This is a genomic window from Tepidicaulis marinus, assembly GCF_000739695.1.
GTDB lineage: Bacteria > Pseudomonadota > Alphaproteobacteria > Parvibaculales > Parvibaculaceae > Tepidicaulis > Tepidicaulis marinus.
In genome coordinates, this window is the sequence record NZ_BBIO01000032.1 from 1 (window position 1) to 10,898 (window position 10,898).

12 protein-coding genes are annotated in these 10,898 nt (G+C 60.4%); 4 read left to right on the forward strand and 8 right to left on the reverse strand.

Annotation, left to right across the window (positions count from 1 at the left end; all coding sequences use genetic code 11):
• Window positions 1-193: 193 nt before the first annotated feature.
• The 4 genes from M2A_RS16510 to M2A_RS16525 form a co-directional block, all read right to left on the reverse strand.
• A complete protein-coding gene (locus M2A_RS16510) occupies window positions 194-667 on the reverse strand; it encodes an AAC(3)-I family aminoglycoside N-acetyltransferase (protein WP_045449814.1) in 474 nt (157 codons plus the stop codon).
• 22 nt (window positions 668-689) lie between these two features.
• Entirely contained in the window at window positions 690-1,724 is a 1,035-nt protein-coding gene (locus M2A_RS16515) for an NUDIX hydrolase (protein ID WP_045449825.1), read from the reverse strand.
• Between the two features lie 29 nt (window positions 1,725-1,753).
• Window positions 1,754-2,287 carry a tyrosine phosphatase family protein gene (locus M2A_RS16520; protein WP_045449816.1) on the reverse strand — a complete coding sequence of 178 codons (534 nt, stop codon included), beginning with the start codon at window positions 2,285-2,287 and terminating at the stop codon, window positions 1,754-1,756.
• Between the two features lie 69 nt (window positions 2,288-2,356).
• The gene (locus M2A_RS16525; protein ID WP_045449827.1) at window positions 2,357-2,944 is read right to left on the reverse strand and encodes an HD domain-containing protein; all 588 of its coding nucleotides are present in this window, start codon (window positions 2,942-2,944) and stop codon (window positions 2,357-2,359) included.
• Window positions 2,945-3,173: 229 nt separating this feature from the next.
• On the opposite strand from M2A_RS16525, the gene M2A_RS16530 reads away from it, so the two are divergent.
• From M2A_RS16530 to M2A_RS16540, 3 genes are all read left to right on the forward strand, one after another.
• Entirely contained in the window at window positions 3,174-5,624 is a 2,451-nt protein-coding gene (locus M2A_RS16530) for a Lon protease family protein (RefSeq protein WP_081875716.1), read from the forward strand.
• A 124-nt stretch (window positions 5,625-5,748) separates the two neighbouring features.
• The gene (locus M2A_RS16535; RefSeq protein WP_052379578.1) at window positions 5,749-6,612 is read left to right on the forward strand and encodes a universal stress protein; all 864 of its coding nucleotides are present in this window, start codon (window positions 5,749-5,751) and stop codon (window positions 6,610-6,612) included.
• Window positions 6,613-6,638: 26 nt separating this feature from the next.
• A complete protein-coding gene (locus tag M2A_RS16540) occupies window positions 6,639-7,010 on the forward strand; it encodes a hypothetical protein (protein WP_045449818.1) in 372 nt (123 codons plus the stop codon).
• A gap of 77 nt (window positions 7,011-7,087) precedes the next feature.
• Here the strand turns inward: M2A_RS16540 and M2A_RS16545 are convergent, their stop codons facing one another.
• On the reverse strand, window positions 7,088-8,215 hold the full coding sequence (locus M2A_RS16545) for a beta-ketoacyl-ACP synthase III (RefSeq protein WP_121880485.1): 1,128 nt from the start codon (window positions 8,213-8,215) through the stop codon (window positions 7,088-7,090).
• Window positions 8,216-8,394: 179 nt separating this feature from the next.
• On the opposite strand from M2A_RS16545, the gene M2A_RS16550 reads away from it, so the two are divergent.
• Window positions 8,395-9,033: a pyridoxamine 5'-phosphate oxidase family protein gene (locus M2A_RS16550; protein ID WP_052379579.1), complete on the forward strand. Its 639-nt coding sequence runs from the start codon at window positions 8,395-8,397 to the stop codon at window positions 9,031-9,033.
• An 11-nt stretch (window positions 9,034-9,044) separates the two neighbouring features.
• Here the strand turns inward: M2A_RS16550 and M2A_RS16555 are convergent, their stop codons facing one another.
• The 3 genes from M2A_RS16555 to ygfZ form a co-directional block, all read right to left on the reverse strand.
• A complete protein-coding gene (locus tag M2A_RS16555) occupies window positions 9,045-9,569 on the reverse strand; it encodes a bactofilin family protein (RefSeq protein WP_197052978.1) in 525 nt (174 codons plus the stop codon).
• A gap of 213 nt (window positions 9,570-9,782) precedes the next feature.
• Entirely contained in the window at window positions 9,783-10,367 is a 585-nt protein-coding gene (locus M2A_RS16560) for a DNA-3-methyladenine glycosylase I (RefSeq protein WP_045449823.1), read from the reverse strand.
• The coding region (gene ygfZ / locus M2A_RS16565) for a CAF17-like 4Fe-4S cluster assembly/insertion protein YgfZ (protein WP_045449833.1) at window positions 10,364-10,898 on the reverse strand (535 nt) is incomplete at its 5' end. The genes ygfZ and M2A_RS16560, both read right to left, overlap by 4 nt.

The window sequence follows — 10,898 nt, forward strand, 5'->3', positions numbered from 1 at the left end:
CGGAGCTTTATTCTGCTCCTGCCCTGGTAACCAGAAATACCCTACTCGATTGATTGGATTGGATATGAGCATGTCTTTGTTCATGTGTGATAGTGAGGGAATAAAACTGTTATGTTCCTCCGTGCTTGCGGAAGCTGATAACAATGATCTTGTGCGATACTTTTCAAAGAAATCAATTCGATAACTGAGTTCATCACACTTCAACTCCAATATCAAAATGTAGCACCTCTTCCCGCATCCCTAACTTCGTATAAAGAGCAATGGCGGGGGCGTCGCCGTGGTCGGCCTGGACGAAGATCACCCAAGCGCCGCGGGCGCGGGCGAGGGGCTTTAAGGCTTCGATGAGGGCGGTGGCAATGCCTTCCCGGCGGTGGGCCTCATCCACGGCGAGATCGTAGATATAGACCTCGCTGCGTTCCTGTTCGAATTTCGGCAATACATAGGCGGCAAGGCCGCCGATAATTTTTTCAGGCGCATCCTTGTCGAGCGCGGCAAGGGCGATGAAGTTTCTGTCCTTCAGCAATTCATCCCGGTAAGCTTTGCCCGGCATGGCGGCGGTATAGGTTTCCTGTTCCTCGAAAACGTCGCCGAAAAGACGCAGCCAGTTTTCAAAGCGGGTGCCGTCATTGGGCTGAAGCCGGTGAATTATAAAACGGGATGGGGCCATCTCTCTTACCTGTGCCAATGGCTCACACCCGGTTGTTCACCCGGCTGCGGGAGGGGGCGAGTTTCAGCCCCGGCGCCGGGCGTTCGTTCAGGATTTCGCGGCGGAAGCGGAACTGTTCCGCCGGCCGCCCGCCGGTGCGCGTGGTGATGCGCCCGGTGCGCTCCACAAGGCCGGCTTTTTCCACCAGGCGGCGGAAGTTTTGTTTATGCACATGCAGGCCGAGCAGCGCTTCGGTCATTTGCTGCAGCTCGAACAGCGTGAAGGTTTCCGGCATCAGTTCGAAAATCACCGGACGGTATTTCAGTTTCGCGCGCACCCGCCCCATGGCGGTGGCGAGAATGCGCCGGTGGTCGAACTGCATCGCCCGGCCAAGCTGCGGGGTCAGGCTGTCGGGCTTGCGCGCCTGGGGGCGCCCGTCTCTATAGGCTTCGATGACGAGGCCGGAGCTGTAAAGCAGCTCGTAGCGCTCCAGCACTTTTTCCTCGTCCCACGCCACCCCGTCTATGCCGAAGCAAAGCCGCAGCCTATCAAGCCGCCGCCCGCGCTCGATCTCCTCCGCGCTCGCCCCGCCGGTTTGCGCCGCCCATTCGCGCAGGAGCGGCACCAGCACCTTATCGATAATGGCAGGCTTGCCCTCGCGCCAGTCCTCCCAGGGGAAATACTGATACCAGGGCGACCATTTCGCCCCCGACATTTCCGCGCTTTGCCCGCGGGTGAGCGCCAGATAGCCGACCGAGACGACGTGATCGGCGCTCGGGTCTTCTTCCGCCGCGTGCCGGCCCCGGTCGCCGAAGGTGTAAAGCTGCTCGACATAGCCGAGCCGGAGGCGCGTTTGTTCTTCCACCCAGGCGCGCAGACCCTGTTCCAGCGTGCGGTGGGAAAGGGGATCGAAGGGCCCGAAGGGCAGCGTGTCGCCGGGCGCGCCCTCGCCCCCGTCCTCGCCCGTTTCTTTGTCATGGGGCACGGTGAGGATTTGCGGCGCGTTCTCCACCACCGAAACAATAGCGGCGTTCAGCCCGATGGTGATGCGTTTCAGCGGCCCCGCGCTTTCGGCCATCGCGGGTACTTGCGGCGCCTTCTTGCGGGTCATGTCTCCCCCTTCAGGAGGGGGCGGACGGGCAGTTCCACAAGGCAGCCTTCATACGTGTCGAGCGCCGGGCCCATGGCCTCGATGGCCGCGATCATGCGGCCCTCCCGGCGCATCAAATCATCGGCGATTTCCACCATCAGCCTATTGGGTTTGGCATGGGCGATTTTCTGGCGCACGAAACGGGCGATCGCCCTTTCCTCAAGCTGCGGATTGTGCAGGCAGAGCGTGATGAAAGCGGCCGCCGTCGAGCGGCTGATGCCCGCCCAGCAATGAACAAGCAGGGGCTCGCGCAAATCCCAGTCGCCGAGGAAGTCGATCAGCTCCTGCACATGGGCTTCATTGGGCGCGGTCAGAAAATCGATATGGGAATCGATGTCGTTCACCCCGACGCGCAAATGCCGCGCGGGCTCGAACCCCGCCGGGGTCTCGATCATGGTTTCAGGATCGAGCAGGCTGACAATCCGCTGCGGTGAAACGTCACGAATGGCGTTTTCAAGGGCGCTGAGAGGACTGACATAAAGCCTGGGCATGGCTGCTTTCGGTTCCTGTTTCGCTTTGGGCCGCGGACCGGGAAGGTTTCCCCGTGATTCTACACGATACTAACGCGCTTTTGTGGCGCCCGCTTCCCGTTCCATCCGGGCGAGCAATTTTTCGAACCGGCTCAAAAAAACTTGCTGCGCCTCTTTGGGCGGCAGCGGGGTGATTTTGACCGGCATGATGCCGCGCGGGCGGGTGAAAATCCGCGCCGCTTCCGGCTCTGCGAAACCGGCAAGCTGCACCGCCTCGAAATAGGCCGAGGCCCGGTCGGCGCGCTTGATCACCGCCTCGATGCTTTGCGGCACTTGCGCGGGCAGGCCGTAGCGCAGATGGATTGCCGCCTCGAGCTTGTGTTCGAAGGCTTTATAATCCATGCCGAGCGCCGCTTTAAAGGGGCTGATCATGTCGCCCACCACATATTCGGGCGCATCGTGCAAAAGCGCGCTGAGCCGCCATTTCGCCGGCCAGCCGGGGCGCAGGCTCCGGCAAATCTCCTCCACCAGCACGCAGTGCTCGGCCACGGAAAACGCATGGTCACCCAGCGTCTGTCCGTTCCAGCGGGCGACGCGGGCAAGCCCATGGGCAATATCCTCGATCTCGATATCGAAGGGGGAGGGGTCGAGCAGATCGAGCCGCCGCCCGGAGAGCATGCGCTGCCAGGCGCGCGGCGCGGTCTCCTTGCTGCTTTTTTTGCCGGAACTCTTCTTCACCCGCGCGTCTCTCCCCGTTTCATGCGTCTTTATGGCCTGCACCCTACTGAGCGCCGCCCGGCTTGTCGATCTCAGGCGGTGTCGTGTGGGCGAAGCATCACTTGCATGTCCTCGCATGGGCCGGTCATGATACCGCTCGTTTACATGATGTATGATGTGAGAGTGATCGATGCCCGTCCAGCCTTTGCCGAGCGACCTGCTCTATACCGTGTGCGATCTGTCCGACCACGGGTTCGAGACGACGGAGGATCTGGAAGAAGTGCCGGGGCTGGTCGGCCAGGAGCGGGCATTGGATGCGATCCGCTTCGGCACGCGCATCAAGCGGCAGGGGTATAATCTCTTCGTGCTGGGCCCGCCGGGCGCGGGCAAGCACACCGCCGTCATGAGCTATCTGAAATCCGAGGCCCAAAATCAGGACGCGCCTTCCGACTGGGTCTATGTCAATAATTTCAACATTGCCCACAAGCCCCTCGCCTTGGAATTGCCGAGCGGGCGGGCGCAGAAATTGAAAGAGGCGCTGCGCTCTGCGCTCGACGATCTCAAGCTTTCCATCCCCGCCATCTTGGAAAGCGAGGAATACAAGACCCGCCGCCAGGCCGTGGAAGGGGAATATGCGAACCGCCAGCAAAAAGCCTTCGAGACGCTGAACAAGCGCGCCGAAGATGCGGGCATCGCCCTGGTGCGCACGCCCTCCGGCCTTATCCTCGCGCCCGCTGAAAACGGCGAGGTGATCAAACCGGAGGAGTTCAACGCCAAGCCCAAGGAAGAAAGGGCGCGCATCGAGCGCGTCATCGCCGAGCTGCAAAAAGAGCTTGGCAATATCATCGAGCACATTCCCTCCTGGGAAAAAGAAAAGCACGAGCGCATTTCCGAGCTTAACCGGGCGATTGCCGTTTCCGCCGTCGGGCGGGCCATGCGGGCGATCAAGTCCGAATTCGCGCATATGAAGAAAGTGGCCGCTTGGCTGGAGGAGGTCGAGGAAGACCTCATCGCGCATATCAATCTTTTCGCCGGGAATGATGGCCGGGAAGACGGGCGCGAGCCGCTTTTCGGCGCGGGCGAGGAAGATGACCGCGCGCCCATGCGCCGTTATGAGATCAATATCATTGTCGATGGCACGCATTCTGAAAATGGCGGCGGCGCGCCCGTCGTCTTTGCCGACCATCCGACACTCGGAAATGTGCTGGGCCGGGTCGAGCATGTCTCGCAAATGGGCGCGCTTCTGACGGACTTTACGCTGATCAAGCCGGGCGCGCTGCACCGGGCGAATGGCGGCTATCTCATCATCGATGCGATCAAACTTCTGCGCGAGCCTTTCGTCTGGGATGCGCTGAAACGCGCCTTGCGCTCGCGCCAGATCGTCATGGAATCGGCGGGTGAATATCTCTCGCTCGTCAGCACCGTCTCGCTGGAGCCGGAACCCATTCCGCTCGATTTGAAAATCGTGCTGATGGGCGACCGCCAGCTTTATTACATGCTCTGCGCCTATGATTCCGATTTTGCGGAACTTTTCAAAGTGCCCGCCGATTTCGACGATGTGATCGACCGGGAACCGGAAAACGATCTTCTCTTTGCCCGCTTCGCGGCAACCATCGCCGCGCGGGAAAAGCTGCTGCCTTTCGACAAGTCCGCTATTGCAAGGCTCATCGAGCGCGCCTCGCGGCTTGCGGAAGATACGGAAAAGATATCGCTTCTCATCGCGCCTATTGCGGACCTGATGCGCGAGGCGGATTTTCTGGCAAGCGAGGCGGGGGCGAAACAAGTGACCGCAGCGCATGTGGACGCGGCGGTGGAGGCGCAAATCTCCCGCACGGACCGGCTGCGCGAACGCTCCCATGAAGCTATCGCCCGCGACATTCTCATGGTCGATACGGAAGGCGAAGCGGTGGGCCAGGTGAACGGGCTTTCCGTCCTTCAGCTCGGCCAGTCGAGCTTCGGGCGGCCGGGCCGCATCACGGCGCGCGTGCGCACCGGCGGGCAAAGCGCGCGCATCATCGATATCGAACGGGAAGTGGATCTCGGCGGCCCGCTTCACTCCAAGGGCATGCTCATTCTCTCAGGCTATCTGGCCGGCACCTTCCTGCCGCGTGAACCGCTCTCGCTGAGCGCCAGCCTGGTTTTCGAGCAATCTTACGGCGGTGTCGACGGAGATAGTGCGTCTTCGGCTGAGCTTTACGCGCTCCTCTCCGCGCTTGCCGATCTGCCGGTCAAACAGAGCCTTGCGGTGACGGGCTCCGTCAATCAGATGGGCGAGGTGCAGGCGATTGGCGGGGTGAACGAAAAGATCGAAGGCTTTTTCGACATTTGCGCGCGCCGCGGCCTGACCGGCGATCAGGGCGTGCTCATTCCCGCCTCCAACGTCAAGCATCTGATGCTGCGCCAGGACGTGGTGGATGCGGCGGAGCGGGGCATGTTTGCGATCTACCCCGTCGCTCATATCGAGGAAGGGGTGGAACTTTTGATGGATCTGCCCGCCGGCACGCGCGAGCGGAACGGCGAGTTTCCGCCCAATAGCGTTTTTGCCCGCGTCGAGGCGGCGCTTACCCGCTTTGCCGCTGCGGCCCGTCCGCCAATGCCGCCGCGCGGCGGCGCGAAAGAAGGCGGATTCCGTCTGACTTGAAGCGTGCCGGGCAAACGAGCGGGGAACGGGCAGGCGCACTGAAACGTTTGATCTGTATCATTCGGCCTTCGCACGGTTAAGATTAGGCTGGAGCCTGTGAAATGGAACCAAAGGAGGGTCGGCCATGTCCATTCGCAAAATTCTCGTCCCCTTGAAAGGCGGCGCGCAAGACAAGGTTGTGCTCGGCGCGGCGGCGCGTGTCGCAAAGCAGCTTGGCGGCCAGCTCACCGGGCTCTTCGTGCGCCCCGATCCCACCGAAGCGCTGCCCTATATGGGCGACGGCGTGTCGGGTCAGGTGATCGAGCAATTGCTGGACGCGGCGAAAGAAGGCGCCGATGCCGCCTCCGCGCGCGCGAGCGCCCATCTTCATGAGGCGGCAAAAGCGGCTGGCCTTGAAGTGGTCAAGGCGGGCGGGCCTTTGCCTTCCGCCAGGTTCTATGATGTGACGGGCCGTCAGGACGTCGTCATTTCCGAAGAAAGCCGCCTTGCCGATCTCGTCGTCTTTGCCGAAGGCGAGCAGGGCGGCGATCAGTTCGGCGGCGATGCGCTGGAAGCGGCTGTCATGAATGCCGGGCGGCCCGTTCTCATTGCACCCCAAGACGGTTTTGCCGAAAAGCTTGGCGGCACCGTCGTCATCGGCTGGGACGGCAGCGTCCAAGCGTCGCACGCCGTCAGCGCCGCGCTTGCCTTTTTGCAGGCGGCGGAAAAAATCGTCATTCTTTGCATCGGTGAAGACGAAATCGAACCGGAACGCGGCGCGCGGCTGAAGGACTATCTTGGCCTGCATGATGTAAAAGCCGAACTGCGCCTTGTGGACCGGAAAGACCGCTCCACCGGTCAGGCGCTTCTGGAAGAAGCCGGCGCGCTCGATGCGGGACTTCTTGTCATGGGCGCATACAGCCATTCGCGTTTGCGTGAATTGCTCATCGGCGGCGTCACTCGCCATGTGCGCGGCCATGCCAGCATCCCGGTCTTGATGGCGCATTGACAATAATCTGAAAGAAGGAGAACGCGATGACACTTTACCGCGTCCGCATGCATGCCGCCCGTTCCGAAGAATTTCCCGAAGGCAGCAAAGCCCATGGCTATGACTTCGTCGTCCCGCTCGATAAGCAGATGCGGCTCGATCCCGATGCCTGGAAAAATCACAGCCGCGATTGCCGCGTGCACCGTTTCTGGTCGGGCGAGGAAGATCAGCGCGGGCTCCTGCGCCATATCGGCCGGGGCTGGGTGTTCGATTACGATGAAGAAGAAACGGACGATAACGAGCCTTTCTTCAAACTCGACCGCCACGAAATCAAGGAAGGCGAATATCTTTCCGTGAAGGAACAAGATGGAGAAACCCGCACCTTCCAAATCGTCTCCGTGCAGCCTTATGTGCAATAGACAAGAGTGATCCGGCAAAAGAAAACCCCGGCAGCCGCAAGGCGCCGGGGTTCTTGTTTTTGGAAAGCCGCTACGTTTTAAGCGGCAAGCCGCCGGACGATCACATTGCCGGCCGAATAACCTGCGCCGAAAGAGCAGATCACACCGAGCGAACCTTCCGGCAAATCATCGGAGAACTGACTGAAGGCGATGATGGAGCCCGCCGAGCTCGTATTGGCATATTCATGCAGAATATTGGGCTGTTCTTCGGGCGAAGGCTCGCGGCCCAGCACTTTCCGGCCGATGAAATCGTTCATGTTGATATTGGCCTGGTGCAGCCACATACGCTTCAGCTCCGCCGGGTCCAGCTTGTTCTCGGCCAGATGGTCGGTGATGAGCTGGGCGACCATGGGCACCACTTCCTTGAAGACCTTGCGCCCTTCTTGGACGAAAAGCTTGTCGTCGAGATGCATCGCTTCGGGCGCCGTGCGGTTCAGGAAGCCGAAATTGTTGCGGATATTATTGGAGAATTTCGTCAGCAGCTTGGTACCGAGAATTTCCCAGGCGTGTTTCGATTTTGCCCGGTCCGCGCGCTCCACGATGATGGCGGTGCACACATCGCCGAAAATGAAATGGCTGTCGCGGTCGCGGAAATTGAGATGGCCCGAGCAAATTTCAGGATCGACGACGAGCACGCAGTTTGCGCCGCCCGACTGCACCATGTCATGGGCGGCCTTGATGCCGAAGGTGGCGGACGAGCAGGCGACATTCATGTCGAAGCCGAAGCCGTCGATGCCGAGCAGGTCCTGCACTTCAACCGCGATGGCGGGGTAGGGGCGCTGCAGGTTGGAACAGGCAACGATGACGGCATCGATGTCTTGGGGTTCCTTGCCGGCCTGAGCCATCGCCTTCTTGGCGGCATCCACCGACATTTCCGCCAGGATCGACGGCTCGTCATTCGAGCGTTCCGGCAGACGCGGGCACATGATGTCAGGGTCGAGAATACCTTCCTTGTCCATCACGTACCGGCTCTTGATGCCGGAGGCTTTGACGATGAATTCGGTGCTGGAAGGCGAAAGCGCCTCCACTTCCCCGGCTTCGATCTTGGCCTTGTTGGCCTCGTTGAAGCGGCGCACATATTCATTGAAGGAGGCCACCAGCTCTTCATTGCTGATGGAGTTGGGCGGCGTAAAAACACCGGTCCCGCTAATCACGACTTTTGTCACGCGTTCCCACCCGGTCGTTGCGCTTCGCATGAAATGGCCGGTTTGCGGTCCGGCCTTGTTGACCCATAGTCTGGTTCGCGCGAAGCGGTATCTCAAACTATATGACGATGCTCAGAAAATAGGCGACTAAGGCCTTTATGGCTATAGGCTTACTGAGATTGCGGTAAACAGGGGGCAGAATGGCGGATTTAGCGGGGCGCGCGGGCACCGAAGCGGCAGGGGAAACGCTGGAGACGGTCTGGCGTGCGGTGCGCGCGGCGCTGGAAGGGGCGGCAAGGCCCGGTGCGCCTTTCAACAAATCCGTGCTCGCAACGCGCGGTCTGGATGGGATCCCTCAGGCGCGCACGATCATTCTGCGCGAGGTGGATTTAAGTACCGGCCGCATCCGCATTCACACCGATGCCCGCTCGGCCAAATGCACGGAAATTCGAGCTTGCCCCGACGTTACCTTGCTCGGTTATGACGGTGAGGGCGATGTGCAGCTGCGCATCAAGGCGAAAGGCGCCGTGCATATACGAGATGAAGTGGCGGATGCGGCCTGGGAAGGAGCGAGCGATTCCAGTCTGCGCGCTTATCTTGTGGAAGCAGCGCCCGGAACCGCCCGCGCCGCGCCCGGCACCGGCCTGCCGGAGGATGTGGAGGGACGCATCCCCAAGCGCGCCCGCCTTGTCGACGGGCGCGAAAATTTTGCCGTGATTCGGCTTCAGATCGCAGAAATCGACTGGCTGAGGCTCGCCCGGGAAGGGAATCGCCGCGCGCGTTTCACATTTGCGGGGGGCAAGGGGGGCACGCGCGCGGGCGATTGGCTTCAGCCGTAACTCTTCGGGTGTTAGGAATTGACGGCTTTCTTCTGCGTCTCGCCGGTTTTGCTTTCATCGTTGCCGGATTTTGCGCCCGCCTTCGGCGTGCCGACATCGAGCTCGCCGGTAAGCTGGCCGCCCTGTTCCACCCGCAATTCGCCGTAATGGATCGTGCCGCGCACTTTCCCGGTCGATTTGATCGCAAGGCAGCCTTTTACGTTGAGCGTGCCGTCGAAATTTCCCTCGATTTCCGCTTCATCGACATTGGCCTGGCCTTTGACGACGCCGCTTTCACCGACCGTGAGCGAGCCCGATTCGATTTCCGCTTCCACATTCCCCTCGATGACCAAAGCCTCGCAGGAACGGATTTCGCCTTTCAGGTCGAGGCCGCGGCCCACATGCAAATGGGCATGGCGCTCGTTCTGGGCTTGAGCTTGCGGCTGGGATTGCGGCGCCCCGCCCAGCGTGCGCACCGGCGGGCGTTTCATTTCATAAGCAGGAATGGAACGGCCGGCAGTTTCCCCTTGCGCGGTGTCGGATAAAGATGAGGCCATCGTTTTATCGTCCTTCTTCACTTCACTGGATTTTTCTGAGCTGGATTTTTCGGTGCTGAACGCGTCGGAAGATGTGCGCGACGACCCCGCACTCTGTTTGTGTGATGAGCGCGAAAACATAATCACTCCCCAATTTTCATTAAGAACCGGGAAGAGCGTAAGAACGCAATGAGGCTGCGATGCGGAACGAATGTGGCGAAAGCGTGATAGGTCTTATTTTCTCGTTGCAAGTTGCGCACAATCGTCATGACGGAAGCATGCCGTCATGTGATCGTTCACAAGACCGCTTGCTTGCGCGAAGGCATAGACGATCGTCGGTCCACAGAATTTAAAGCCGCTTCGTTTGAGTTCCTTGGAAAGCGCGCGGCTCATCTCCGTTTCCGCAGGCACGTCTTTCATCGATTTGAAGCCGTTTTGCTGCGGCGTGCCATCGACGAAGTCCCATATGAAATCGGAAAAGCTGCCCTCTTTCTCCATAATATCGAGATAGGCCCTAGCGCTGCCGATCGCCGCTTCGATTTTGCCGCGATGGCGGATGATGCCTGCATTCTGCAACAGGCGTTCGACTTTCCTCGGCGTATAGCGCGCGATTCTTTCAGGATTAAAGCCGTCGAAGGCAGCGCGGAAGTTCTCGCGCTTTCGCAAAATGGTTATCCAGGAAAGCCCGGCCTGAAAACCTTCAAGGAGAAGTTTTTCGAAAAGCGCGCGGTCGTCATATTCCGGCACGCCCCATTCTTCATCATGATAGGCAAGGTAAAGCGCGTCTTCCCCCGGCCAGCTGCAGCGCGTCGGGCTCATGTGTCCGTTTTATCCTCAGTGCCGGACCCCTCCAGCGTGAAATCCGCCCAGTCCGGCAGGTGGATGTGCAAAGTGCTATCGCCGGCTTGCAATGTGCCGCTTGCTTGCGCGGTCTTCACTTGGATGAGGGCATGAGAGCCGAGCACGGAGAGGACCTCACCGACTGTGCGCCCCTCCCGCGTCACCGCCGCGCCGGGGGTGGGGGGAGCGCCTTGAATTTCGGCGGGCAGAATACGTTTGCGCACCTGGCCGCGCCGCTTCGTGCGCGAGGCGACTTCCTGGCCGACGAAACACCCCTTTTTGAAATCGATGGCGTGCAGTAAATCGAGATTGGCTTCCAGCGGAAAGGTCTTTTCCGGCAAAAGTTCGAAACCGGCTTCCGGTACGCCGAGCGCCATGCGCTTTTCATGATAGGCATCGGCACCGGTGAGCTCATAGCCGCCGTCCCGCAGACAAAGCTTGGCCGTCTCGCGCGGTAGAATGACCCGTTTGCCGAGCGCGGGCAGGCGCGGGTCCACATAAGTGACCCCG

Excerpts from the sequence above, each read along its gene's own strand:
- M2A_RS16510 (WP_045449814.1), bottom strand. The coding sequence starts at position 667 with ATGGCCCCATCCCGTTTTATAATTCACCGGCTTCAGCCCAATGACGGC.
- M2A_RS16515 (WP_045449825.1), bottom strand. The coding sequence starts at position 1,724 with ATGGCCGAAAGCGCGGGGCCGCTGAAACGCATCACCATCGGGCTGAAC.
- M2A_RS16520 (WP_045449816.1), bottom strand. The coding sequence starts at position 2,287 with ATGCCCAGGCTTTATGTCAGTCCTCTCAGCGCCCTTGAAAACGCCATT.
- M2A_RS16525 (WP_045449827.1), bottom strand. The coding sequence starts at position 2,944 with ATGCTCTCCGGGCGGCGGCTCGATCTGCTCGACCCCTCCCCCTTCGAT.
- M2A_RS16530 (WP_081875716.1), top strand. The coding sequence starts at position 3,174 with ATGCCCGTCCAGCCTTTGCCGAGCGACCTGCTCTATACCGTGTGCGAT.
- M2A_RS16535 (WP_052379578.1), top strand. The coding sequence starts at position 5,749 with ATGTCCATTCGCAAAATTCTCGTCCCCTTGAAAGGCGGCGCGCAAGAC.
- M2A_RS16540 (WP_045449818.1), top strand. The coding sequence starts at position 6,639 with ATGACACTTTACCGCGTCCGCATGCATGCCGCCCGTTCCGAAGAATTT.
- M2A_RS16550 (WP_052379579.1), top strand. The coding sequence starts at position 8,395 with ATGGCGGATTTAGCGGGGCGCGCGGGCACCGAAGCGGCAGGGGAAACG.
- M2A_RS16555 (WP_197052978.1), bottom strand. The coding sequence starts at position 9,569 with ATGGCCTCATCTTTATCCGACACCGCGCAAGGGGAAACTGCCGGCCGT.
- M2A_RS16560 (WP_045449823.1), bottom strand. The coding sequence starts at position 10,367 with ATGAGCCCGACGCGCTGCAGCTGGCCGGGGGAAGACGCGCTTTACCTT.